Source organism: Rhodovulum sp. HP10 (assembly GCF_047553435.1).
Classification (GTDB): domain Bacteria; phylum Pseudomonadota; class Alphaproteobacteria; order Rhodobacterales; family Rhodobacteraceae; genus Rhodovulum.
Window position 1 is genome coordinate 3,589,526 of the sequence record NZ_CP180201.1, and the last position, 22,792, is coordinate 3,612,317.

At 67.1% G+C, this 22,792-nt stretch carries 22 protein-coding genes and 1 pseudogene; 14 read left to right on the forward strand and 9 right to left on the reverse strand.

Annotation, left to right across the window (positions count from 1 at the left end; genetic code table 11):
* Positions 1-59 precede the first annotated feature (59 nt).
* The 6 genes and pseudogenes from pyk (at position 60) to ACK8CO_RS16830 (ending at position 5,562) form a co-directional block, all read left to right on the forward strand.
* Positions 60-1,505, forward strand: a complete 1,446-nt coding sequence (gene pyk / locus ACK8CO_RS16805) for a pyruvate kinase (protein WP_080616794.1) — start codon at positions 60-62, stop codon at positions 1,503-1,505.
* Between the two features lie 147 nt (positions 1,506-1,652).
* Positions 1,653-1,853, forward strand: coding sequence for a 50S ribosomal protein L35 (rpmI, locus tag ACK8CO_RS16810; RefSeq protein WP_075785022.1), 201 nt, complete (start codon positions 1,653-1,655; stop codon positions 1,851-1,853).
* Positions 1,854-1,867: 14 nt separating this feature from the next.
* Positions 1,868-2,230 (forward strand): 50S ribosomal protein L20, encoded by a 363-nt coding sequence (gene rplT, locus ACK8CO_RS16815; RefSeq protein ID WP_080616793.1) that lies wholly within the window; start codon positions 1,868-1,870, stop codon positions 2,228-2,230.
* A gap of 118 nt (positions 2,231-2,348) precedes the next feature.
* Positions 2,349-3,275: a LysR substrate-binding domain-containing protein gene (locus ACK8CO_RS16820; protein ID WP_414897380.1), complete on the forward strand. Its 927-nt coding sequence runs from the start codon at positions 2,349-2,351 to the stop codon at positions 3,273-3,275.
* Positions 3,276-3,356: 81 nt separating this feature from the next.
* Positions 3,357-4,307 (forward strand): lipoyl synthase, encoded by a 951-nt coding sequence (lipA, locus tag ACK8CO_RS16825; protein ID WP_080616791.1) that lies wholly within the window; start codon positions 3,357-3,359, stop codon positions 4,305-4,307.
* Positions 4,308-4,364: 57 nt separating this feature from the next.
* Positions 4,365-5,562, forward strand: a pseudogene (locus tag ACK8CO_RS16830) (IS481 family transposase).
* Positions 5,563-5,876: 314 nt separating this feature from the next.
* Here the strand turns inward: ACK8CO_RS16830 and ssb are convergent.
* The gene (gene ssb / locus ACK8CO_RS16835) at positions 5,877-6,371 is read right to left on the reverse strand and encodes a single-stranded DNA-binding protein (protein ID WP_080616790.1); all 495 of its coding nucleotides are present in this window, start codon (positions 6,369-6,371) and stop codon (positions 5,877-5,879) included.
* 213 nt (positions 6,372-6,584) lie between these two features.
* Here ssb and ACK8CO_RS16840 point away from each other — a divergent pair, with 213 nt between their 5' ends.
* Complete coding sequence (locus ACK8CO_RS16840; protein ID WP_080616789.1) at positions 6,585-7,181, forward strand: lytic transglycosylase domain-containing protein; 597 nt, start codon at positions 6,585-6,587, stop codon at positions 7,179-7,181.
* Between the two features lie 20 nt (positions 7,182-7,201).
* Here the strand turns inward: ACK8CO_RS16840 and ACK8CO_RS16845 are convergent, their stop codons facing one another.
* The gene (locus tag ACK8CO_RS16845; RefSeq protein ID WP_414897381.1) at positions 7,202-7,441 is read right to left on the reverse strand and encodes a hypothetical protein; all 240 of its coding nucleotides are present in this window, start codon (positions 7,439-7,441) and stop codon (positions 7,202-7,204) included.
* 137 nt (positions 7,442-7,578) lie between these two features.
* On the opposite strand from ACK8CO_RS16845, the gene ACK8CO_RS16850 reads away from it, so the two are divergent.
* Together ACK8CO_RS16850 and ACK8CO_RS16855 are read left to right on the forward strand one after the other, a co-directional pair.
* A complete protein-coding gene (locus tag ACK8CO_RS16850; protein ID WP_080616787.1) occupies positions 7,579-7,848 on the forward strand; it encodes a DUF6455 family protein in 270 nt (89 codons plus the stop codon).
* A 5-nt stretch (positions 7,849-7,853) separates the two neighbouring features.
* Complete coding sequence (locus ACK8CO_RS16855; RefSeq protein ID WP_080616786.1) at positions 7,854-8,114, forward strand: DUF6455 family protein; 261 nt, start codon at positions 7,854-7,856, stop codon at positions 8,112-8,114.
* A gap of 14 nt (positions 8,115-8,128) precedes the next feature.
* Here ACK8CO_RS16855 and cutA read toward each other — a convergent pair whose 3' ends face one another.
* The 3 genes from cutA to rimO all read right to left on the reverse strand — a co-directional run bounded on the left by cutA (position 8,129) and on the right by rimO (position 10,255).
* A complete protein-coding gene (gene cutA / locus ACK8CO_RS16860) occupies positions 8,129-8,434 on the reverse strand; it encodes a divalent-cation tolerance protein CutA (protein WP_414897382.1) in 306 nt (101 codons plus the stop codon).
* Between the two features lie 69 nt (positions 8,435-8,503).
* Positions 8,504-8,755: a hypothetical protein gene (locus ACK8CO_RS16865; RefSeq protein ID WP_414897383.1), complete on the reverse strand. Its 252-nt coding sequence runs from the start codon at positions 8,753-8,755 to the stop codon at positions 8,504-8,506.
* Between the two features lie 111 nt (positions 8,756-8,866).
* Complete coding sequence (rimO, locus tag ACK8CO_RS16870) at positions 8,867-10,255, reverse strand: 30S ribosomal protein S12 methylthiotransferase RimO (RefSeq protein WP_414897384.1); 1,389 nt, start codon at positions 10,253-10,255, stop codon at positions 8,867-8,869.
* A gap of 150 nt (positions 10,256-10,405) precedes the next feature.
* Between rimO and ACK8CO_RS16875 the strand changes: the two genes are divergently transcribed.
* A complete protein-coding gene (locus ACK8CO_RS16875; RefSeq protein ID WP_414897385.1) occupies positions 10,406-12,394 on the forward strand; it encodes an AsmA family protein in 1,989 nt (662 codons plus the stop codon).
* A gap of 58 nt (positions 12,395-12,452) precedes the next feature.
* Here the strand turns inward: ACK8CO_RS16875 and ACK8CO_RS16880 are convergent, their stop codons facing one another.
* Positions 12,453-13,067 carry a GcrA family cell cycle regulator gene (locus ACK8CO_RS16880; protein WP_414897386.1) on the reverse strand — a complete coding sequence of 205 codons (615 nt, stop codon included), beginning with the start codon at positions 13,065-13,067 and terminating at the stop codon, positions 12,453-12,455.
* A 142-nt stretch (positions 13,068-13,209) separates the two neighbouring features.
* Here ACK8CO_RS16880 and ACK8CO_RS16885 point away from each other — a divergent pair, with 142 nt between their 5' ends.
* A complete protein-coding gene (locus tag ACK8CO_RS16885; protein ID WP_231119101.1) occupies positions 13,210-14,010 on the forward strand; it encodes an ABC transporter permease in 801 nt (266 codons plus the stop codon).
* A gap of 43 nt (positions 14,011-14,053) precedes the next feature.
* Here the strand turns inward: ACK8CO_RS16885 and trpA are convergent, their stop codons facing one another.
* Positions 14,054-14,845: a tryptophan synthase subunit alpha gene (trpA, locus tag ACK8CO_RS16890; RefSeq protein WP_414897387.1), complete on the reverse strand. Its 792-nt coding sequence runs from the start codon at positions 14,843-14,845 to the stop codon at positions 14,054-14,056.
* 237 nt (positions 14,846-15,082) lie between these two features.
* Here trpA and ychF point away from each other — a divergent pair, with 237 nt between their 5' ends.
* From ychF to ACK8CO_RS16905, 3 genes are all read left to right on the forward strand, one after another.
* Complete coding sequence (ychF, locus tag ACK8CO_RS16895; protein ID WP_414897388.1) at positions 15,083-16,180, forward strand: redox-regulated ATPase YchF; 1,098 nt, start codon at positions 15,083-15,085, stop codon at positions 16,178-16,180.
* Between the two features lie 90 nt (positions 16,181-16,270).
* Positions 16,271-16,705 (forward strand): type II 3-dehydroquinate dehydratase, encoded by a 435-nt coding sequence (gene aroQ / locus ACK8CO_RS16900; protein ID WP_080616778.1) that lies wholly within the window; start codon positions 16,271-16,273, stop codon positions 16,703-16,705.
* A 123-nt stretch (positions 16,706-16,828) separates the two neighbouring features.
* Positions 16,829-19,342: a cation:proton antiporter gene (locus ACK8CO_RS16905; protein WP_414897389.1), complete on the forward strand. Its 2,514-nt coding sequence runs from the start codon at positions 16,829-16,831 to the stop codon at positions 19,340-19,342.
* Between the two features lie 603 nt (positions 19,343-19,945).
* On the opposite strand, the gene ACK8CO_RS16910 is transcribed toward ACK8CO_RS16905, so the two are convergent.
* Positions 19,946-20,947 carry a hypothetical protein gene (locus ACK8CO_RS16910; RefSeq protein ID WP_080616776.1) on the reverse strand — a complete coding sequence of 334 codons (1,002 nt, stop codon included), beginning with the start codon at positions 20,945-20,947 and terminating at the stop codon, positions 19,946-19,948.
* Positions 20,944-22,713 carry a hypothetical protein gene (locus ACK8CO_RS16915; RefSeq protein ID WP_414897390.1) on the reverse strand — a complete coding sequence of 590 codons (1,770 nt, stop codon included), beginning with the start codon at positions 22,711-22,713 and terminating at the stop codon, positions 20,944-20,946. Before ACK8CO_RS16915 ends, ACK8CO_RS16910 begins: the two co-directional genes overlap by 4 nt.
* Between the last annotated feature and the right edge of the window lie 79 nt (positions 22,714-22,792).

A 22,792-nucleotide genomic window follows, 5' to 3' on the forward strand; every position in this document is an offset into this window, starting at 1 on the left:
GGTGGGATTGTACACCGGCGCATACTGCGCATGGATCACCTGAAGACAGATAGGTCAGTATGAGACGTCTACGCAACCTCAAGATCGTGGCCACGCTGGGCCCGTCCTCGACCGACTACGCGACCATCCGGGCGCTTTTCGAGGCCGGAGCGGATGTGTTCCGGCTGAACATGAGCCATGGCTCCCATGAGGAGATCGCGCAGCGTCACGCGACCATTCGCCAGATCGAGGCCGATACCGGCCGCCCGATCGCGATCCTGGCCGACCTGCAGGGGCCCAAGCTGCGCTGCGGCCAGTTCGCCAATGGCGCGGCCGAGCTCGAGGACGGGCAGACCTTCCGCTTCGATCTCGACCCGACCCCGGGCGAGGCGCATCGGGTGCAGCTGCCGCACAAGGAGATCTTCGACGCGCTCGAACCCGGCGCCACGCTGCTTGTCAATGACGGCAAGCTGCGGCTGCGGGTGAAGGAGCACGGTCCCGATTTCGCCGAATGCGAGGTGATCGTGGGCGGCACCATCTCGAACCGCAAGGGCGTGAACGTGCCCGATGTGGTGCTGCCGCTGGCGGCGCTGTCCGAGAAGGACCGCGAGGATCTGAATTTCGCGCTCGATCTCGGTGTCGACTGGGTCGCGCTGAGCTTCGTGCAGCGCCCCGAGGACGTGATCGAGGCGCGCGAGATCGTGGGCACGCGGGCCGCGATCCTGTCGAAGATCGAGAAGCCCGCCGCGGTGAAGGCCTTCGACGAGATCCTCGAGGTCTCGGACGGGATCATGGTCGCGCGCGGCGATCTGGGGGTCGAATTGCCGGTCCAGAGCGTGCCGCCGATCCAGAAGCGGCTGGTGCGGTCCTGCCGGGCCGCCGCCAAGCCGGTGATCGTGGCGACGCAGATGCTCGAATCGATGATCGAAAGCCCGATGCCGACCCGGGCCGAGGTCTCGGACGTGGCCTCGGCGATCTACGAGGGGGCCGATGCGGTGATGCTGTCGGCCGAATCCGCTGCCGGGCGCTATCCGGTCGAGGCGGTGAAGATGATGGACAATGTCGCGGTCGAGGTCGAAAGCGACCCGACCTACCGCTCGGTGATCGAGGCCAGCCGCCAGGCCGAGCGCTCGAGCGTCGCGGACGGCATCGTCTCGGCCGCACGCGAGATCGCCGAGACCACCGACATCAAGGCGATCTGCTGTTTCACCGAATCGGGCACGACCGCGCTCAAGACCTCGCGCGAGCGGCCGCGGGTGCCGATCCTGGCGCTGACGCCGTTTCCGGCGACGGGTCGGCGGCTGTGCCTGAGCTGGGGAATCAACTGCTATTACAACGAGAAGGTCGAGCGCTTCAAAATGGCCGTGGTCAGCGCTGCCCGTGCGGCGCGGGAGGGCGGCTATGGCGGGGGCGATGACAAGATCATCGTGGTCGCGGGGCTGCCCTTCAATCTGCCCGGCTCGACCAATATCCTGCGCGTCGCGCCCTGCGAAGAGCGGCTGATCTTCAATCTCGAGCCCGAATAAGGCTCTGCCCGGGCCCGCCTGACGCGTCGGAGAACGATTTCTCCTTGCATGCGGGGCCCGGGCTTTCTATATGCTCGCCACTCACCTGGGGCGACCGGCCGTTGTGGCATGCCGAGTCGCACCTTCACCGCCCGAAAGGAGACGGAAATGCCCAAGATGAAAACCAAGTCGAGCGCCAAGAAGCGCTTCAAGGTCACGGCCACCGGCCGGGTCAAGGCGGGTCAGGCCGGCAAGCGCCACGGCATGATCAAGCGGACCACCAAGTTCATCCGCGACGCGCGCGGGACGACGATGCTCTCGGCTCCGGACGAGAAGCTCGCCAAGTCCTACATGCCCTATTCGCGCTAACGGAGGCCTGATCCATGTCCCGAGTCAAAGGCGGCACCACCACCCATGCCCGTCACAAGAAGGTCATCAAGGCTGCGAAAGGCTATTACGGCCGCCGCGGCAATGCCTTCCGCACCGCGACCCAAGCCGTCGACAAGGCCAACCAGTACGCGACCCGCGACCGCAAGCAGCGCAAGCGGAATTTCCGCGCGCTCTGGATCCAGCGGATCAACGCGGCCGTGCGTGCCCATGACGAAACGCTGACCTATTCGCGCTTCATCAACGCTCTGGCCGTTGCCGGGATCGAGGTCGACCGCAAGGTCCTGGCCGATCTCGCCGTGAACGAGCCCGAAGCTTTCGGTGCGATCGTCGAGAAGGCCAAGGCCGCGCTGGCCTGAGCCTGACGCGACCTGTCGGTTCCGCCCCCGTCCGGCTTAGCCGGGCGGGGGTTTTCATGTCAGCCGGGCCGACCGCGCCGGGATGGATCGCGGGGCGCGGCTGCGATAGGACATCGGCATGAGCATCACCCTGCGGCAGCTTTCCTATTTTATCGCCCTCGCCGAGCATCGCCATTTCGGCCGTGCCGCCGAGACGGTGCATGTCAGCCAGCCCGCGCTCTCGGTGCAGATCCGCGAGCTCGAGGCCGGGCTTGGCGTGCAACTGGTCGAGCGCCAGCCGCGCGGGGTGGTGCTGACGCCTGCCGGACACAATCTTCTGCGCCATGCCCGCCGGGTGATGCAGGAGGTGAGCGCGCTGAAGGATGCCGCGCGCTGGCAGCGCGGGCTGGCCGGACGGCTGAGCCTCGGGCTCATTCCGACGGTGGCGCCCTATCTGCTGCCGGTCGCGCTGCCGCTGATCCGGGCCGACAACCTGTCATTGGAGATAGGGGTGCGCGAGGCGCGGACCGACCTGTTGCTGGCAGATCTCGACGAGGGGCGTCTCGATGCGGTGCTGCTGGCGCTGCCGACCGGGCGGGATGACCTGGTCGAGGCGCCGCTGTTCGAGGACCGCTTCCTGCTGGCGGGTTCGGCGCGGCAGATCGCGGCGCTGGGGGCGGATCTCGGCGGGCTGCGGCCCGATGCGCTTGACCCGGACCGGCTGCTCTTGCTGGATGAGGGGCATTGCCTGGCCGATCAGGCGCTCGAGGTCTGCGGCATGAAGCGCGAGGAGACCCGGGTCGATCTGGGGGCCTCGTCGCTGGCGACGCTGTGCGGACTGGCGGCCGAGGGGTTCGGGCTGACCTTCCTGCCCGAGATCGCGCTGCGCACTGAACGGGCGGCAAGTCCTTCGCTCGCGGTCCACCGCTTCGCCTCGCCCGAACCGGCGCGGCAGCTGGGGCTGGTCCGGCGCCGGATCTCGCGCGAGGATGGCTGGTTCGCGGCCCTGGCCGCGATCCTGGCCGAGGCCGGGGAACGTCTGACCCGGACCGCCCAAGACGGCTGAGCGGCGCCTCGGCGGCCGCGGTTGCCTTCGGACCGGCAAGCGCATAAGAGAGGGCGATCCGTCCCGCCAGGGAGACCTCCGTTGCGCGACCTCAAGAACCCCGCCGAACGCCACCCCGAAAAGGCCCGCCGTCCCGATACGGCACAGCCCAAGAAACCGACCTGGATCCGCGTGCGCGCGCCCGGCGGCGAGGGCTATCGCGACACCCACCGCGTGATCCGCGAGCATGGGCTGGCGACGGTCTGCGAAGAGGCCGGATGCCCCAATGTGGGCGAGTGCTGGTCGCAGGGCCATGCGACAATGATGATCATGGGCGAGATCTGCACCCGCGGCTGCAGCTTCTGCAACGTGGCAACCGGACGCCCCGATGCGCTTGACATCTTCGAGCCGGGCCGGGTCGCCGATGCGGTCCAGAAACTCGGGCTGAAGCATGTCGTCATCACCTCGGTCGATCGCGACGATCTGGAGGATGGCGGGGCCGAGCATTTCGCCCAGACCATCCGCGCGGTGCGCCATCGTGCGCCCGAAACCACCATCGAGGTGCTGACGCCCGATTTCCTGAAATGCGGGCCCGGCGCGCTCGAGACCGTGGTCGCGGCGCGGCCGGACGTGTTCAACCACAATCTCGAGACGGTGCCGGGGCTTTACCCGGAAGTCCGTCCGGGCGCGCGCTATTTCCATTCGCTCCGGCTGCTGCAGCGGGTGAAGGAGATCGACCCGTCGATGTTCACCAAGTCTGGGATCATGGTCGGGCTTGGCGAGGAGCGTCAGGCCGTGCTTCAGGTGATGGACGATCTGCGCGCAGCCGATGTCGATTTCCTGACCATCGGGCAGTATCTGCAGCCGACGCCCAAGCATCACGCGGTGGCGCGTTTCGTGACGCCCGAGGAATTCGCAGCCTATGAGAAGGCGGCCTATGGCAAGGGCTTCCTGATGGTGTCGGCCACGCCGCTGACGCGTTCCAGTTATCACGCAGGCGAGGATTTCGCCCGCCTGCGCGTCGCCCGCGAGGCACGGCTCGCGCAGGCCTAGGTGTTTGATCCCACGGTTTGATGGTGTGATCCTTTCTCAGGAATGGAAGGAAGCATTATGGGTCAGGTTCGTCACGGGAGCGCCACGACCACGCACGCTATCAGAGCCGCAATACAGCGATCGCAAGCTTCGCTCGCGCAGCTGAGCCGGGATCTCGGGAGTGAGGAGGATCGAAAAACGATCCAGTGAATCGTTTTCCCGACGAACCCCAAAACGGTTGCGAAGTGGCGCAAACGCCAGACGGTCGATGATCTCAGGACAGGTCCAAAGGAGCCACGTTCGACGGTCCTCACGGAGGCGGAGGAGGCGGCCATCGTCGCGTTCCGACGCCATACGCTGCTGCCGCTGGACGACTGCCTCCATGCCCTGCAGCCGTCCATCCCGCATCTGACACGCTCGGCGCTGCATCGGTGCCTTCAGCGATGAGCCATTGTGCGCCACCGGTTCAAGCACGATGGCGAATGCATCTCTCGACTACCCGCCGTGTCGGGCGACAAGCCGAAGCGGTCGAAGTTCAAGCGCGATCCTATCGGCCCTCGCCAGCGGGTCTCGAACCGATGGCGATCACGCAGGCTCGATCCACATCGACATCGCCGAGGAGCAGACCGCTGAAGGAAAGCTCTTCCTGTTCGTCGGCATCGACCGCACGAGCAAGTTTGCCGTGACCCAGCTCGTCGAGAAGGCGGACAGGAAGACGGCCCGGGAGTTCCTGAAACACATGCTCGAAGCGGTGCCCTATCAGGTCCACTCCGTCCTCACCGATCGAGCCATCGGAACGCCATCGGTCCGAGTGACAATGGCGAGGGGCATTCGGTTCGCAGAGCAGCCTCGGAACCGGAAGACCGCGTATTCACGGCCGATGCGCTTTGACATGATCTGCGAGGCAAACGGGATCGAGCACCGGCTGACCAAACCCAACCATCCCTGGAGTTTGTCGGGAAAACAGTCCGGGGGACTGTTTTCCCGACAAACGGACAGGTCGAGCGGATGAACCGCACGATCAAGGAGGGTGAAGCGGATCAGGAGAGGCGCCAGTGGCGCGTCTCCCCGCTGAACGTCAAGCGTTTCCAATACGATAGCCATGATCAGCTGCGAACGCACCTCTTGGACTTCATAGCAGCATATAACTTCTCGCGCCGGCTCAAGACGCTCAGCGCGTCTCACACCTTACGAATACGCCTGCAAGGTCTGGACTTCAGAGCCGGACAGATTCATCCTGAACCCGATTCACCAAATGCCGGTACTGAACACATAGGGCGCGAAAATTCGGCGAATTTTCGTATGACTCGCGCCGCCCGTCGTCTGCGTTCTGCATCCGAGCGGAGCCGGGCCACGCGGCCGAACGGTCGCAAGACAGAGGCGATGTCGATCCGTCGGTGGGCCGCTGTCGGCTCAATCTGGCATGAGTGCGAAGATCATGGGTGTCGTCGCCTGCCGGGCGATTGCGGTCCGGGCGACGACCCTTCAGGCCTGAGACAGAGAGAAGGGGCCCGGCTCCGGATCCTGGGATCGACCGGCCAGGTCCGGTTCATCCGCGGGCGCGTCCTTCCCTCTGCATCCGGGACCCGTTCAGAACGGAATTTCGTCGTCGAAATCGCCCGCGGACGGTTGCTGCCCGCCGTAATCGCCGCCCCGGCCGCCGCCCTGGTCGTAACCGCCGCCACCGCTGCCGCCGCCATAATCGCCGCCCCGGCCACCGCCGCCGCCGCCGTCACGGCCATCGAGCATGGTCAGCTCGCTCCGGTAAGGGCGCAGGGCGACCTCGGTGCTGTAGCGGTCCTGGCCCGACTGGTCCTGCCATTTGCGGGTTTCGAGCTGGCCCTCGACATAGATCTTCGAGCCCTTGCGCAGATATTGCTCGGCGACCCGCACCAGCGGCTCGGAATAGATCGCGACCGTGTGCCATTCGGTCCGTTCCCGCCGCTCGCCGGTGTTGCGGTCCTTCCAGGTCTCGGATGTGGCGATCCGCAGATTGCAGACCTTGCCGCCCGAGGGAAAGCTGCGCACCTCGGGGTCCCGTCCGAGATTGCCGATCAGAATGACCTTGTTCACCGAACCTGCCATGCGTGCCCTCTTTCGAATCTTCCAGTTCCATAGAGCCCCCGTTTATACCACGCCGTCCGGGGGGGCGACGGCGAATTCCGCCCCTTGTGGACGTGGTTTTCCGGGGCAGGCCCGGTCCGGTTCCTTGAGGAAGCGACGGGCTGGCCAGACTGCGCCGCCTTGCCTATACTCCCGCGGCGAAAAGACCACCCGGCACGGGGGAGGGACAAGACGGTGAAGCGACAGCTTGCAGCGATCGCGCTGGCCGCGCTGGCGGTGTCGGGTGCGCATCCGGAACCGGTGCTGGCGGATGCATCGGTATCCTCGAAATCCCGCCTCGCGCTGTTCAGGTCGCAGACCCGGGTGCTCGACGGCCGCGCAGCCCAGCAATATTCAAATTCGGTGCGGCTGCAGCCCGACAGGGTGCACACGCCTGCGCAGGGCATGCTGCTCTATTCCGGGCGTTACCGGGGCGAATTCGTCGATGTGGCCCGCGAGGCCGCGCGCAAGCACGGTGTGCCGGAGGATCTGTTCCTGCGGCTGGTGCAGCAGGAGTCGGGCTGGAATACGCGCGCGGTGTCTCACAAGGGGGCGATCGGCCTGGCGCAGCTGATGCCGGAGACCGCACGCAGGCTTGGTGTCGACCCGACCGACCCGCGGCAGAATCTCGAGGGCGGTGCGCGCTATCTGCGGCGGCAATTCGACCGTTTCCGGTCCTGGCGGCTTGCGCTTGCCGCCTATAATGCCGGGCCCGAAGCGGTGCAACGCCATGGCGGCGTCCCGCCTTATGACGAGACCCGGACCTATGTCCGGCGGATCTGGGGCAGCTGAGCGGACCGGATGGCGGGCCGCTAGTCGTGGTCGAAGGCGATCCGGTAGACCCCTTCGGGCAAATCGAGTGCCGCGCCGATTTCATGCAGCTGTGCCAGTGACAGCGTGATCTTCTGCACCCTCTCTGTCCGCGGGTCGAGCTGTTCGACCGTGACGCAATCCTCGAAGGCCGTGATCGTCACATCCTCCTGAAGAGGCCCCGGCCCCTCATCGACCAGGGTGATGACAGTGGCGTCGAATTCGTGCTCGATACTGAACATCCTGGCAGGCTAGCCGCCCCGGGCGGGCTTGTGAAGCGCTGTCGGTCGGTCGGGCGGACGGATTTGACACGCATCAAGGCGCGGGAGCCGGTGCCGCAGTCTAGTGCGCTCAATTCGAACACGACAGGAGACATCCGATGTCGGGCCAAACCAAATACGACGAACACGCGCATCTGCTCGAGAAGATGGCAGAGGTGCTGGGCGTGGATCTCGACGAAGAGACCATGGCTGGCCGCTGGACCCCCGAAGACATGCAGGACAGCGTGTCCCGCTGCCTGGGCTGTACCGATCCCGGGCAATGCAGGGGCTGGCTAGGGACCCATGACGCCGGGGCCGACGCGACGCCGGACTATTGCCGCAACAAGGATCTGCTGGAGGCGATGCGGGCGCGGCTCGTGTCCGCCTGAGCGCGATGGAAGATCAGGGCAGGCTCTCGAAGCATTTCTGGCTGACCCAGGGCATGGCACGCACCCTCGGGGTCAACCTCAATGACGCCCTCCGCTCCGGGCAGCTGGGTCGGGGAGAATATTCCGAACTCGTCGCCGCCTGCTGTCATTGCGGGCGGGCCGAGGCCTGCATGGGCTGGATGGGCCATCAGGCCGCCGGGGCCAGATGCCCGCCCGAATGGTGTGCGGTCGGCGGGCCGCTGAAGGCGCTGCAGGAACCGGCCTGAGGACGTATCGGGTCTCAGCCTGTCTCGGTATCGAGCCAGGCCGTGGCACCGGGCGTGGTGGCGAGCTCTTCCCAGTGGATCACCGGCAGATCGTAGGGATGCAGCTCCTCGATCAGCGCGACGAGTGCCGGCCCCTGGGCCGCACGGGTCTTGAAGCTCAGCTGCACTTCGGCCTCTTCCTCGATCCGGCCCTGCCAGTGGAACAGGCTGATCACGCCCGGCAGGATATTGGCACAGGCCGCAAGGCGCCGCCCGAGCGCCGCGCGCGCGATGGCCCGGGCGGTGTCGGTATCGGGGCATGTGGTGGTGACATGGATCATGCGGGCCTCCTCTGGCTGTTTGTGGCTTTGGGCGCAGGAGCCTTCAGGGCCGCAGGGCGCGGCGCGATCCTAGCTCGGTTTTTCCATGATGAAGAGATAGCCGCTGGAAATCGTCCAGAGCCCCAGTGTCGCTACCAAAAGCACAAGCCGCAATACGAGAATCACCAGGTTGGGGTTGTCGGGAATGACTTCGGCGACATTCCAGCCCATCGCGTTCTGCTCTTGCAGGATCTTATCGACCTTACCGCGTGTGCTGCCGAAAAGAAGCCCGAGCAAACCGCCGGCAAAGCTGACCCTGACAACTGAATTTACTTTCTGCATGGTGTCCCCCCCTCGAAGAACTCTGAGGCGCCACCATAGGTCCGCCCGCGAATTCCGCAGCGGGCAAGACGCCGCATGACGCGTCGTCCCGACCCCGCCGCCACCATCGGCTCAGCCTTCGAGCCGCCCCCAGAGATCGTACTCGCCCGCCTCGTCGACCTCGACGGTCACGATATCGCCCGGGGCGAGGCCTTCGGCACCCGCGTCGATGAAAAGACAGCCGTCGATCTCGGGCGCGTCGGCCTTGGTGCGGCAGCTGGCGATGCCCTCGGCGTCGGTTTCGTCGACGATGACCTCGATTCGCTGACCGACCTTCGCGGCCAGCTTGGCCTCGGAAATCGACTGGGCCTTTGCCATGAAGCGGTTCCAGCGGTCCTGCTTGACCTCGGCGGGCACATGATCGGGCAGGTCGTTCGCGGTCGCGCCCGCCACATTCTCGTATTGGAAGCAGCCGACACGGTCGAGCTGCGCCTCGTCGAGCCAGTCGAGCAGGGTCTGGAACTCGGCCTCGGTCTCGCCGGGATAGCCGACGATGAAGGTCGAGCGCAGCGCCAGATCGGGACAGACCGCCCGCCAGGCGGCGATCTCGTCCAGCGTCTTCGCGGCCGCCGCGGGTCGGGCCATGCGTTTCAGCGTGTCGGGATGGGCGTGCTGGAACGGGATGTCGAGATAGGGCAGGATCAGCCCCTCGGCCATCAGCGGGATCAGTTCGCGCACATGCGGGTAGGGATAGACGTAGTGCAGCCGGACCCAGATCCCGAGCGTTCCCAGATCGCGGGCGAGGTCGGTGATATGGGCCCGGTGGCCCTTCTGGGTCGCGTGCCTGAGATCCACCCCGTAGGCCGAGGTGTCCTGGCTGATGACCAGAAGCTCCTTCACCCCGGCCTCGGCCAGCTTCTCGGCCTCGCGCAGGACCGCATGGGCCGGGCGCGAGGCAAGCCTGCCGCGCATGTCGGGAATGATGCAGAAGCGGCAATGGTGATTGCAGCCTTCGGAAATCTTCAGATAGCTGTAATGGCGCGGCGTCAGGCTGACGCCCGAGGCGGGCAGAAGGTCGATGAACGGGTCGGGCGCGGGCGGCACCGCGCCATGGACGGCGTCCAGCACCTGTTCGTATTGATGCGGGCCCGTGACCGCCAGCACCGTCGGATGGGCACCGGTGATATAGCCAGGTTCGGCGCCGAGGCAGCCGGTGACGATCACCCGGCCGTTTTCCTTCAGGGCCTCGCCGATGGCCTCGAGGCTTTCGGCCTTGGCGCTGTCGAGAAAGCCGCAGGTATTCACGATCACCGCGTCGGCGCCTGCGTAATCGGGCGAGATCGCGTAGCCCTCGGCCCGGAGCCGTGTGAGAATCCGTTCGCTGTCGACCAGTGCCTTGGGGCAGCCCAGGCTGACCATGCCGATGGTCGGCTGGCCCGGGCGGGCAGGGTCGGCGATCCGGGCGCGGGGGGCCAGGTCGGGGCGGAGGTCGGGGGGGTTCGGCGATCTGGGATCGGACATGATTGCGTGCCTATACGCCAGCGCGCGCGGTCTGGAAAGATCTTGCCGATGTCCCCGCGCCTCGTGTCTGCGCCTTTTCACGGCGCCTTGTTGCGGGCGGGCGGGGGGCCTAGGTTTGCCGAAACGAAATCATGTTCGAGCGAGGGTCCGATGCGCTGGATGATCCGGGGACTTCTGGGAGTGGTGGTTCTGGTCGGGCTTGGGGGCGCCCTGGTGCTGCTGATGCCGACCGACAGGGTGGCGCGGCTGGCGGCCGACCAGGTCGAGAAGGCGACCGGCCGCGTGCTGACCATCTCGGGCGGGGTGCGGCCGTCGCTCTGGCCCGAGATCGGCGTCGAGACCGGGGCGGTGAGCCTCGCCAATGCCGACTGGTCCGAGCAGGGTCCGATGCTGACGGCCGAGGGGCTGGCGGTGGGCATCGACCTTGCCCGGCTGCTCCGCGGCCAGATTGCGGTGCGCGAGGTTGCGGTGATCGCGCCGCATATCCTGCTGGAACGCCGGGCCGACGGGCGCGGCAACTGGGAGTTCGACCGGCCCGAAAGCGCGGCCGCGCCCGGGGCGGCAGCGGAGCCGCGCTCAGAGACACAGGGGCAGGGGGCACTTGCGGGGATCACGCTCGACCGTGGAGAGATCGCCGATGGTGCGCTTGTCTATCTCGACCATGCCAGCGGTGCCCGGACCGAGCTTTCGGATGTCGCGGCGGAACTGACGGCGCCCGACCGCGACGGCCCGGCCGATCTCAAGTTCAAGGCCCTGCTGAACGGGCGGGAGGTCAGCCTGTCGGCCCGGATCGCCCGGGCTGCGGCGCTGATCGACGGAGAGCAGGCGCGGGTGACACTCGATGCGGCGCTGGGGCGGGCAAGCCTTGCCTTTGACGGGCCGGTGGGGCTGGCGCCGCTCTCGGCCGATGGCAAGCTCTTTGCCGATGTCTCGGATCTGCGCGCGATCTTCGCGGCCGCCGGGGCCACGCCGCCCCAGCTGCCCTCGGGCGTCGGTCAGCGACTGGTGCTGGAGGGGCATGCCGCGCTGACGCCCGACGGTGCGATCCGGCTCGAGCGGGCGAGCTTCCGGCAGGATGGCAACACGATCTCGGGCGATGCCGAATTCGTCCCCGGGGCACGGCCCCATCTCGAGGCCAGGCTCTCGGCCGGAACGCTTGATCTGTCGCCCTTCGTTGCGAGCGGCAGCGGTGGCGGTGCGGATAAGAAGGGGGGCGCCGGCTCGGCCTCGAATGCGCCTCCGGCGGGCTGGTCGACAGCCCCGATCGATACCGACTGGATGGGGGCGCTCGATGCCGAGATCGGCCTCGATGCCGAGGGGCTGGACCTCGGCAAGGTGCGACTGGGGCGCCTGCGCCTCGATGCGCGGCTGGAAGATGCGCGGCTTTCAGGCGATCTGCACGAATTGCAGGCCTATGCGGGCAATGTGACCGGCAGTTTTGACGTGGATGGCCGCAAGGGGCTGTCGCTGGGCGCCGATCTCGACATCGCGGGCGTGGCGGCCGAGGCGCTGCTGCGCGACATGGCCGGTTTCGACCGTCTCCAGACCTCGGCCGATCTGCAGCTTTCCCTGCAGGCCTCGGGCCGGTCGGTCGCGGCCCTGATGGGCTCGCTGTCGGGCGGCGGCACGTTCGGCTTCGGCCGCGGCGAGTTCCGCGGGCTCGATCTCGCGGGCATGCTGATCAATCTCGACCCGTCCTATATAGGGGCTGGGGCCAAGACGATCTTCGACTCGATTTCGGCAAGCTTCACGCTCGACCGGGGCGTGCTTTCGAATTCGGACCTCCGGCTCGTGGCGCCCCTTCTCTCTGCCGGGGGGCGTGGCCGCGTCGATCTTGCGGCGCGCGATCTCGACTACACGCTGGTTCCGACCGCTTTGCCGGGCTCGGGCAATGGCGGGATCAGCGTGCCGCTTCGGATCACCGGCCCCTGGGCGGCGCCGCGCGTGAGGCTAGATGCCGGGGCCATGGCCGAGGAGCGGCTGAAGCAGGAGCGCGAGATGATGGAGCAGAAAGCGCGCGATCGGGCGGCCGAAGAACTTGGGGTGAAGGCCGATGAGGGCGAAAGCCTCGAGGGCGCGGCCAAGCGGCGGCTTGAGGAAGAGGCCGCGAAAGGGCTGAGAAAGCTGTTCGGAGATTGACAGGGGCCCCGGGCCGCGGCGCCCCCGGGGGACCGGGGGCGTCGAGGGGGGCGGGCGCTCAGCGCTTGCGGTCGCGCCGGGCGCTCATCGGCTGGAAGGCGACGCCGACATGGGCCTCGCAATAGGGTTTGCCCTGTTGAACCGGCAGGCCGCAGAACCAGAAATCGTCGGTTGCGGGGTCGCCGATCGGCCATTTGCAGGTGCGCTCGGTCAGTTCCATAAGCGTCAACCGCTTGGCGGTCTTCTCGACCTCGCGCACCGAGGCCAGGGCTTCGGGGCTGATCTCGTTGGCGGAGGGCTGCGGCGGCAGCGGCTGGCCTGCGGGCACGATGGCCTTGCGGGTCGCGGCCGGCGGCGGGGCCGCGTCCTGCGGTTCCTGCGCGGCGGCCGGCCGGCTTTCGGGCGTGGCCGGGCTCGGGGTGGCCGGGGCCGCCGGCGCCGCGGCCGGGGCGGCCTCTGGTTTCGGCGCGGGCTTTTCCTTGGCGACCGGTGCGGCGGCGGGTGCCGGGCGTGCCGGAGCGGCGCCCGCGCGGTTCGACAGCCCCAGCCGATGCACCTTGCCGATGACCGCGTTGCGGGTCACACCACCCAGTTCCTTGGCGATCTGGCTCGCCGACTGGCCCTCGGCCCACATGCGTTTCAGCGTTTCGACACGTTCATCCGTCCAGGACATGACATTCCCTTGGCTCGCGGCGGCTTTCCGGCCCGGGGTCGCGCCCCGGGACCTGCCGCCTTGGAGAAATCCGACAAGGCCCTATTCTAATCCGGGCCGGTTCGGGGATACAAGCGGAACGCGGATGAAGGAGACAGGACGTATGAACGCAACCGGGATGGGGGTGCGCCGCTTCGGACACATCAACTGGCTGGGGCTTTACACGCTGAGCGCGCGGGAAATTCAGCGGTTCCTGGCGGTCTGGAGCCAGACTCTGGCCGCGCCGCTGGCGACGGCGGCACTGTTCCTGGGGGTCTTCTCGCTGGCGATCGGGCCGTCGCGGGGCGATGTGATGGGGGTGCCCTTCGTGCATTTCCTGGCGCCGGGCATCCTGATGATGACGGTGATCCAGAACGCCTTCGCCAACACCTCCTCCTCGATCCTGATTTCCAAGGTGCAGGGCAATATCGTCGACACGCTGATGCCGCCGCTGTCGCCGGTCGAGCTGCTGGCGGGCTATACTGCGGGGGGCGTGGCGCGCGGGCTGCTGGTCGCCGTCGCGGTCGGGTTCCTTATGCTGACGGTGCTTGGGATGGGGGTCGCGCATCCGGTCTGGGCGCTGGTCTTCGTGCTGCTGGGCTCGGCCTTCCTCTCGGCGCTGGGGATCATGGCGGCGATCCTCGCCAACAAGTTCGACCAGATGGCGGCGATCACGAATTTCATCATCACCCCGCTGAGCTTCCTGTCGGGGACCTTCTACTCGATCGAGCGGCTGCCGCTGGGAATGCAGATCGCGACCCATGTGAACCCCGTCTTCTACCTGATCGACGGGGTGCGCTACGGCATCATCGGCCGGTCCGACAGCTCGCCCTGGCTCGGGCTCGGGGTCTGCACATTGGCCACGGCGCTGGTCATGGCGCTGTGCTGGCGCTGGTTCAGAACCGGGTACCGGCTGAAGGCCTGAGCCGCCCGAAGGCGACCAGGGCCTTCGGCTGGGCGGGCCCGGCTCAGGCGCTGTGCGCGCCCTCGGCAAGGGTTTTCACATAGGCCAGGATCTCGGTCACCGGTTTCTTTTCCTCGACCAGCTTGACGATGGCCGACCCGACAACGGCACCATCCGCGACCGCCGCCATCGCGCGGGCGCTTTCGGGGCTGCGGATGCCGAAGCCCACGATCACCGGAAGATCGGTCTGCGCCTTGATCCGGGCGATCTCGGGGCCGACATCCGTGGCCTCGGCCGCCGCCGCCCCGGTGATGCCGGTGATCGAGACGTAATAGACGAAGCCGCCGGTATTCTTGAGCACCTTGGGCAGGCGCCTGTCATCGGTCGTGGGCGTGGCGAGCCGGATGAAGTTAAGCCCCGCGGCCCGGGCGGGCAGGCAGAGTTCGCTATCCTCCTCGGGCGGCAGGTCGACCACGATCAGCCCGTCGATGCCTGCCTCCTTCGCCTCGGCGAGAAAGCGCTCGACCCCGCGCGAATGGATCGGGTTGAAATAGCCCATCATCACGATCGGCGTGCTGTCATCCCCGGCGCGGAAGGCACGGGCAAGCTCTAGGGTCTTCTGCAGCGTCTGGCCCCCGTCGAGCGCGCGCTGGCCGGCCAGCTGGATCGTCGGGCCGTCGGCCATCGGGTCGGTGAAGGGCAGGCCCAGCTCGATGATGTCGACGCCCGCAGAGGGCAGGCCCTTCACGATTTCCAGCGATGTGGCGTAATCGGGGTCGCCCGCCATCACGTAGGCCACGAAGGCCTTGCGGTTCTCCGCCTTAAGCGCGGCGAATTTGGCGTCGATGCGGGTCATGGGCGTCCTCCGGCTGGTTCCGAAGCGGTTTGGGCCAGGACAGGACGAAAATCAATGGGCGGTTTGGTCGTTGCCGGGACCCGGGCGCTGCCAGCAGGGGCCGACCGCAGGGCCGGCGGCAATTCTTCGTCGAAGAATTGTGCCCCCCGCAGATTCCCGCGCGGCGTCCATGCCGCTTGACGCGCGGGGGCCCGGCCCCCTACATGCGGCCGGACCAAAGCCAGGAGAGACGCGATCATGGGCTTCAAGACCGGCATCGTCGGCCTGCCGAATGTGGGCAAATCGACGCTTTTCAATGCGCTGACCCGCACGGCTGCAGCGCAGGCGGCGAATTTCCCGTTCTGCACCATCGAGCCGAATGTGGGCGAGGTCGCCGTCCCCGACCCGCGCCTCGACCGGCTTGCCGCAATTGCGGGCTCGAAGCAGATCATTCCGACCCGCATGACCTTCGTCGATATCGCGGGGCTGGTGAAGGGCGCCTCGAAGGGCGAGGGGCTGGGCAACCAGTTCCTGGCAAATATCCGCGAATGCGATGCCATCGCCCATGTGCTGCGTTGCTTCGAGGATGGCGATGTCACCCATGTCGAGGGCCGGGTCGATCCGGTCGCCGATGCCGAGGTGATCGAGACCGAGCTGATGATCGCCGACATGGAATCGATCGAGAAGCGCCTGCAGGGCCTGGTGCGCAAGGTGCGCGGTGGCGACAAGGAGGCGGTCCAGCAGGAGCGTCTGCTGAAGCTCGCGCTCGAGGCGCTGAATGCGGGGCGTCCCGCCCGCAGTCTCGAAATCGCCGAGGATGATGCGAAGGCCTGGGGCATGCTGCAGCTTCTGACCTCGAAACCCGTGCTTTACGTCTGCAACGTCTCCGAGGAGGAGGCCGCGACCGGCAACGCGCTCTCGAAGGCCGTGGCCGAGATGGCCGAGGCCCAGGGCGCGGCCAGCGTCGTGATCTCGGCCAAGATCGAGGAGGAGATCAGCCAGCTCGACCCCGAGGAGGCCGAGGTCTTCCTCGGGGAGCTGGGGCTCGAGGAGGCCGGGCTCGACCGTCTGATCAAGGCGGGCTACGGGCTTCTGGGGCTCGAGACCTATTTCACCGTGGGGCCGAAGGAGGCGCGGGCCTGGACCATTCCGGTGGGCACCTCGGCACCGAAGGCCGCAGGCGTCATCCATGGCGATTTCGAGCGTGGCTTCATCCGCGCCGAGACCATTGCCTTTGACGATTACATCACCTGCGGCGGCGAGCAGGGGGCCAGGGATGCGGGCAGGATGCGCGCCGAGGGCAAGGGCTATGTCGTGCAGGACGGCGACGTGATGCATTTCCTGTTCAACGCCTGAGACCTCTGACGCCCGAACTTCGTGTCGACCGGGCTTCCCGCCCGGCCCGGGACCGTCTAGACAGGCGGGGTCGAGGCCCCGGAGCATGCCATGAAGACGATCTACATCCTGAACGGCCCCAACCTGAACCTGCTCGGCCAGCGCGAGCCCGAGATCTACGGCCATGAGACGCTGGCCGATGTCGAGGCGTCCTGCGCCCGGATCGCCGCCGGGGCCGGGCATGCGATCCGCTTCCTGCAGTCGAACCATGAGGGTGCTCTGGTCGACTGGATCCACGAGGCCCGCCAGTCGGCCGCGGCCATCGTCATCAATCCGGCCGCCTTCACCCATACATCGGTTGCGCTGCTCGATGCGCTCAATGCCTTCGACGGACCGGTGATCGAGGTCCATATCTCGAATGTCCACCGCCGCGAGCCGTTCCGGCACCGCTCGTATGTCTCGCTCCGCGCCGATGGCGTGATCGCGGGCTGCGGCGTCGAGGGCTACGAGCTTGCGCTGCGCCGGGTCGCCTCGCTGCTGGGCTGATCCGGACGCAGGATCACCGCGCCGCCGGCGCTGCCGACCCTTGCCTTCCGCCCGGACGCGGCCTGACGACGCGTGCGGTCGGAGAGTGGTTTTCTCCGCCCCAGTTCCCGCTATGTGAGGACCATGGACATCGTACTTCTCACCACGATCGTGGCCTGCCTTTTTCTTGTCATCGGCGCGGCCGAACCACTGGCTGCGCGCCTGCGCATGCCCTATGCGGTGATCCTCGCGACGCTCGGCATCCTGGTCGGCGGCGGCGCCATCTTCCTGCTGCGGACCGACCTCACGGATGCGCTCAATCCGGTCGCCAACGCGATCACGAGCCTGCCGATCCGCTCGAACGTCTTTCTCTATGTCTTCCTGCCGACGCTGCTGTTTCAGGCCACGCTTGGCATGAATCTCCGGCGGATACTCGACGACTGGGTGCCGATCCTCGTTCTGGCCGTGGTCGCGGTGGTGGTTGCCACGCTGTCGGTCGGCTATGCGCTTGCCTTCGCCTCGGCCCTGCCGATCGCGGTCTGTCTTCTCATCGGCTCCATTGTCTCGACCACCGACCCCTCGGCCGTGGTCAGCATTTTCCGCTCGATCTCGGCGCCGCGCCGACTGGCGCGGATCATCGAGGGCGAGAGCCTTCTGAACGACGCCGCCGCCATCGCGCTGTTCGGGCTGTTCATGGGTTTCGTGATGCTCGGTGTGCCCGACCCGACGCTGTCGGATGCGCTGACGCAGATTCCGGTGCTTGTCGCGGGCGGCGTGCTCGTGGGCTGGGTCGCGACGCGGGTCGGGCTCTGGATCATGGTGCTGTTCGCCCGGTTCGAACTGGCGCAGATTTCGGTGTCGGTGGCGCTGCCCTACCTGGCCTATATCTGTGCCGAGCGCATCGTCGGGGCCTCGGGCGTGATCGCGGTGGTGACGCTGGGACTGACGCTGAACCTGACCGGACCGGGCCGGCTGACGCCGGTTGCGATGACCAAGCTCCGCGAGGTCTGGGACTTGCTTGCGCATTGGGCCGGGGCGCTCATCTTCGTTTTGGCGGCGCTGCTGATCCCGCGGCTTCTCGAAGAGCTGCGGCTGGAAGATCTCAAGCTTGTGGCGGTCGTGGTCGGCGCGGCGATCGCGGCACGGGTGGTGATCCTGTTCGGGCTGATGCCGCTGCTGTCGGCGCTGAAGCTTTCGCCCATGGTCGAGCGGCCCTATCGCGTGGCGATCCTCTGGGGCGGGCTGCGCGGGGCGGTGACGCTGGCGCTGGCGCTGGCCGTGACCGAAAGCCTGCGCGTGCCGGGCGAGGCCAAGCGGGTGGTCGGCATCCTTGCCACCGGCTTCACCCTCTTCACCCTGATCGTGCAGGGCACCACGCTGCGCTGGGTCATCGGGCGGCTGGGGCTCGACCGGCTCTCGCCGCTCGATCAGGCGCTTTCGAACCAGGTGGTGGCGGTCTCGCTGCAGACCGTGCGCGAGGATGTGGCGCGCACCACCGAGAACTACAATCTGAGCCATGACATCGTCCGCTCGGAGGCCAAGCGCTTCGGCGAAAGGCTCGACGAGGCGGTGAAGGCGGCCGAGGCCGAGGCGCCGATCCTCGACCGCGACCGGGTCACGCTGGGGCTGATCGCGCTGGCGGGCGCCGAGCGCGACGCCATCCTCGACCGCATCCGCGACCGGACCATATCGACCGGGCTGACCGAACGGCTCCTGTCGAATGCCGACCGGTTGATCGAGGGCGCGCGTTCGGACGGGCGCACCGGCTATGTGCGTGCCTCGAAGGTCGGTACCGGCTATGGCCGCACCTTCCGGCTGGCGGTGGTGTTGAACAACCGGCTGGGGCTTGTTGCGCCGCTGGCCAGGATGACGGCGGACCGGTTCGAGATGCTGCTGTCGCAGCGGCTTATCCTGCGCGATCTCGACGGTTTCATCGATGGCCGCATCCGGCGGATTCACGGCCGCCGGGTGGCCGACCTGCTGCACGAGCTTCTGGCCCGTCGCAGCGAGGCAGTCGAGACCGCGCTGGACGGGCTGAGGTTGCAATATCCGGGCTATGCCGAAGAGCTTGAACGCCGCTTCATCCGCCGCACCGCGCTGCGGCTTGAAGAACGCGAATATCTCGCGATGCGCGAGGACGGGCTGATCGGGGCCGAACTGCATACCGTGCTGACCCAGGATATCGGCCGTCGCCGGGCCGAGGCCGAAGAGCGGCCGCCGCTCGACCTTGCGGTTGGCAAGGCAGATCTGGTGCGCCGCTTTCCGCTTTTTGCCGATCTCGACGAGACCGCGCTTCGACGGTTGGCACGCTCGCTGGTGACCCGGCATGTGAACCCGGGCGAGGTGATCTTCCGCAAGGACATGCCCGCCAAGAGCGTGTTCTTCATCGCCACCGGCGCGGTCGAGATGGAAACGGCGGGCCAGACCGTGCGGCTGGGGCGGGGCGAAATGTTCGGGCAGATGTCGATGCTGCTGCAAAAGCCCCGGCGCGCCGAGGCACGTGCGATCGCGCCCTCGACGCTTCTGCTGCTGGACGAATTGCGATTCCGCAAGCTCTTGTCGCGCAGTCCGACGATCCGCGCGGCCGTGCGTGACAGCGCCGAACGGCGGGGCATCTCGCCCGACACGATCCTGCCGGGCGAGGCCCGTGCGGGCTGAGGGGCGCTTGTTGGCCGGAGGACCCGAAGCGGCGACGGCGGGTGCGAGCTGGGAGCCGGGCGATGGCCGCGCGCTGTGTCTTCCGCGCGCCGGGGCGGATATGCAAGGATATGCCCCGAGATGCGGCACAGCGGCTTGACCGCAGGGTGACGCAACGCCTGCTGGCGCCACCAACGCGCCATCGTGCCGTGGCGAGCGGGGCGACGACACCGCGTTCTCAAGGACGGTCTCGCCCGTTGCCGGCGGCATGGCCAGGGCCGGGGAAGTCGTCTGCTGTTTACTCCGGGCATCCGGTCTTCGGCTTGTTGGATCCGCTCGCCCCTGTTGCGCCGCGTCTGGAGGGCGATGCGGCTTTCAGGTCTTGCGGCTGGCAAAAGAGCTGTGGCGCGCGATGGCTTTGCCGGTGGGGCAGAGGCCCTGCGGGTACAGCAACGGAAGCCGTCCTGCTGGCCCGATGTTCTCAAGCAAGGAGGCGGACGCTGTCCGGGGTCTCTGCTTTCCGAAGAGAGGCCCCTGCGGAAGGCAGAAGCAGGGAAGCGGCACGGGCCGCATTCTGTTGGCTATAACGCGGTGGGGAAGACGCGCGATCCTTCGGGGGCGGTGTCAGTTCAGGGTTTTGCAGCAGCGGAAGCCGAGGTGATAGTTTTCATGGCTGGCGGGGCTCATGACGCGGGTGCCGTGCCAGAACGGCGCCCGCCAGCGGCACCAGTCGGGATGCGCGCGATATCTGTCCCAGATGAACCAGGATCCCTTCATTTCCGTCACCCCGAGCCCGGTGCTGCCGGCACTGGCCATCTGGTCCGGAGCGAGCGGCAGATTCATGTGCTCGGCCGCATTTCCGTTGATGTCATAGACCTGAAGCGGACTTTTGCAGTTGGCGAAGCTGCCCGTCGGATATGTGTTCGACCCGCAATTGCCGAATCCGCCGCCCGGACAGGACGGGCTTTTCACGCTGTTCTGGGCACAGATCCCGCTGCGAAAGGCGGGGCCGTAGCTCCAGCTGGCGCTGCCCTGATATTTCGCGTTATGGGCCGCGCGCATCCGGCCGACGGCGCCCGAGGCGAACTGGCCGCGGGCAAGGTCGAAGCGGTAATCGGGCGGCTCCAGAGCCCCTGCGCAGGCGCCTTCCCATTCATGCGCATCGCAAAGCCGCTTGCCCTCGGCAGCGCAGATCTCGGCAGCTTCCTTCGCCTTCACCCAGACCACCGGATAGCTGCAGGGGATATCGGGATATTCGAACTGGTCGATACAGGCTTTCGCCTCCTCGGGCCGTTCGCTGCGCGGATCGTATAGCGGGGCCATGTAGCGGGCACCGCAGATCTTCTCGAACCGCTTGTCGGCGTAATGGGCCAGCGCATTGCCGCCGACACGGGCATTGCAGTCCTCCCGGCTCAGAGCGTGACGCGTGATCGCGGGATTGCCCTGTCCGATAACGGCCGAGCGGGCGAAGATCGCTTCGATCCGGGCAATCGCGGCGGTGCTGACGCCACGGGCGGATTGCATCTCGCGAAACATCTGGGCATTGGCCTGGGGCAGGGTCTGCGTCATCGCCGGGGTGGCGATCAAGGCGGCGCAGAGCGCCAGAAGGCCCAGCGAGCGTGTCATCTCAGAGGCTCCTTGCGCATCAGGTAGAAGAAGTCGCGGTTGTCGGGAAAGCCGATGAAACGCGGGATCGGACGGCCATCGCGGCTTTGCTCGTCGATCCGGCTCATGCCGGCGACCAGATGGCGCGTATCGAGACCGCCTGCCTTGTCGGGGGTGTAAAGCGCCATGTAGGTATGCTCGATCGCATTCATGTCGAGCAGCATCGCATAGTCGCATCCATAGGCCTGGAAGGTGCGCGCCATGGCCGATGGCGTGGCGGTCGAGAACCAGCCATAGATCAGGAAGTTGCGTCCCGCGGCTGTCTTCATGCAGGCACCGGCGCGCAGCGTCCTGAGATCGGCATTGGCCGAGCCCGACCAGTTGCCCGCCCCCCATTGCCGGACCAGCGGGCCGACGATGCCCCGGCCGGTCGCGGCATCGCGCTCGATGATCGGCACGCCGTTTTGACGGGCAAAGCGGATCTGCGGCAGCAGCGCGTCGTCGTCCTCGGTCCAGGTCTTCATCCCGATTGTGCCGTCATCGAGCACATAAAGGGTCGACAGGTCGGGTTGCAGGCTGCTGAGGACCGTCCCGTGCACGACGAAGCCGTAATGGTGGCCGTTATTGAACCTGGCCATCGGACCGAAGCGAAAGGCGCCGTGGTCGCGCTTGAACCCGCCGGTGAAAGTGGCGGCGACACGGCGGGCCTCTTCGGGATTGATCATTCCGACCGTCGCCAGAGGCCGCGCGGTGTCGAAGCCGTCCGGGCCGGGCAGCGATCGGTTCCGGCCGGGACCGGAAGGGCGCGACGACCAGTCGAGCCGGGGATGTTCGGTGCCGGTCTCGTAGCCGATATCGAAATCGGTCATGTCGAAGGCGACGAGATAGACATCGGCGCGGCCCTCGATGCCGTCGAGCCAGTTGGCCTCGCCCCGGCGGGCAAGGATATCGGGCGCGATCATGCGCGGCTGAAGCGCGGAGGCATAGATGCCGGGGGCGCCCCGGACGGCATACCATGCCCCCATCTCCATGCGTTCGGGCGTGGCGCCGACGAGTTCGAAGGTCATCGTCGTATACATGACCGGGAAATCGCGCAGCGCGGCCCGGCCCAGCAGGCGGTCGACCGCGCCGGGATCGGCGCCCTGGAGCACCCGGCCGCTGGCCAGATAGCGGTCCTTGTAGAGCGTATCCTTGACGAGACCGACGAGGCTTTCGCCGAACCAGAGATTGTCGCGCAGGAACTCGGCCGTGCGTTCGAGGTTCGTGCGCGATCCCGAGACCGGGTTGCGCAGATAGAGATGCGTGTTGCAAAGCGGTGCGAAGGGCAGACCCGAGGCGCGGGCATCGGAAAGCTCCGGCGTTGCAACGGCCCAGGGGCGGCATTTGATCTGTGCCTGTCCTTCCGTCAGCAGGAGGGCCGGTGCCGGATCGTCGCTGAGCGAAAGATCTTGCGTGAGCGGTGCCGGGTTTTCCAGGTGATAGGCCTCGCGCCGTTGGCCGGGGCGGTCGATTTCCAGCAGGAACCAGGCATTGGCATTGGGATTGAGCGAGGTAAGCGTGAGCCGGGTGCCGTCGCGCGACAATGCGCTTTGCGAGGTCCGGAGCCCCTGCAATTCGATCACCGATTTCGGACGCAGGGCGCGGGCATCGGCATTCTGGAGCGCGAGCCGGACCGCGCCCGGATGCGGGATGGTCTGGCCGGGCAGGGAGGCGGGCGGCACAACCAGACAGGCCGCGCAGGCGAGGGCGCGGAAGCTCTGAGAGGTGATCTGAATAAACGCGGTCATGATATCGTCTTAGGCAACCGCCATAAAGAAATAGTATTCGCAGATCCGGAATGTCGCGGAACCGGAGATCTTTCCCTTC

What these genes read in the sequence shown, in the direction of transcription:
- ACK8CO_RS16885 (WP_231119101.1), top strand. Translation starts at nt 13,210, where the DNA reads ATGAACGCAACCGGGATGGGGGTGCGCCGCTTCGGACACATCAACTGG.
- trpA (WP_414897387.1), bottom strand. Translation starts at nt 14,845, where the DNA reads ATGACCCGCATCGACGCCAAATTCGCCGCGCTTAAGGCGGAGAACCGC.
- ACK8CO_RS16875 (WP_414897385.1), top strand. Translation starts at nt 10,406, where the DNA reads ATGCGCTGGATGATCCGGGGACTTCTGGGAGTGGTGGTTCTGGTCGGG.
- ACK8CO_RS16905 (WP_414897389.1), top strand. Translation starts at nt 16,829, where the DNA reads ATGGACATCGTACTTCTCACCACGATCGTGGCCTGCCTTTTTCTTGTC.
- ssb (WP_080616790.1), bottom strand. Translation starts at nt 6,371, where the DNA reads ATGGCAGGTTCGGTGAACAAGGTCATTCTGATCGGCAATCTCGGACGG.
- ACK8CO_RS16855 (WP_080616786.1), top strand. Translation starts at nt 7,854, where the DNA reads ATGGAAGATCAGGGCAGGCTCTCGAAGCATTTCTGGCTGACCCAGGGC.
- ACK8CO_RS16850 (WP_080616787.1), top strand. Translation starts at nt 7,579, where the DNA reads ATGTCGGGCCAAACCAAATACGACGAACACGCGCATCTGCTCGAGAAG.
- rplT (WP_080616793.1), top strand. Translation starts at nt 1,868, where the DNA reads ATGTCCCGAGTCAAAGGCGGCACCACCACCCATGCCCGTCACAAGAAG.
- rimO (WP_414897384.1), bottom strand. Translation starts at nt 10,255, where the DNA reads ATGTCCGATCCCAGATCGCCGAACCCCCCCGACCTCCGCCCCGACCTG.
- pyk (WP_080616794.1), top strand. Translation starts at nt 60, where the DNA reads ATGAGACGTCTACGCAACCTCAAGATCGTGGCCACGCTGGGCCCGTCC.
- ACK8CO_RS16910 (WP_080616776.1), bottom strand. Translation starts at nt 20,947, where the DNA reads ATGACACGCTCGCTGGGCCTTCTGGCGCTCTGCGCCGCCTTGATCGCC.
- ACK8CO_RS16820 (WP_414897380.1), top strand. Translation starts at nt 2,349, where the DNA reads ATGAGCATCACCCTGCGGCAGCTTTCCTATTTTATCGCCCTCGCCGAG.
- aroQ (WP_080616778.1), top strand. Translation starts at nt 16,271, where the DNA reads ATGAAGACGATCTACATCCTGAACGGCCCCAACCTGAACCTGCTCGGC.
- ychF (WP_414897388.1), top strand. Translation starts at nt 15,083, where the DNA reads ATGGGCTTCAAGACCGGCATCGTCGGCCTGCCGAATGTGGGCAAATCG.
- ACK8CO_RS16845 (WP_414897381.1), bottom strand. Translation starts at nt 7,441, where the DNA reads ATGTTCAGTATCGAGCACGAATTCGACGCCACTGTCATCACCCTGGTC.
- cutA (WP_414897382.1), bottom strand. Translation starts at nt 8,434, where the DNA reads ATGATCCATGTCACCACCACATGCCCCGATACCGACACCGCCCGGGCC.
- ACK8CO_RS16865 (WP_414897383.1), bottom strand. Translation starts at nt 8,755, where the DNA reads ATGCAGAAAGTAAATTCAGTTGTCAGGGTCAGCTTTGCCGGCGGTTTG.
- ACK8CO_RS16880 (WP_414897386.1), bottom strand. Translation starts at nt 13,067, where the DNA reads ATGTCCTGGACGGATGAACGTGTCGAAACGCTGAAACGCATGTGGGCC.
- rpmI (WP_075785022.1), top strand. Translation starts at nt 1,653, where the DNA reads ATGCCCAAGATGAAAACCAAGTCGAGCGCCAAGAAGCGCTTCAAGGTC.
- ACK8CO_RS16915 (WP_414897390.1), bottom strand. Translation starts at nt 22,713, where the DNA reads ATGACCGCGTTTATTCAGATCACCTCTCAGAGCTTCCGCGCCCTCGCC.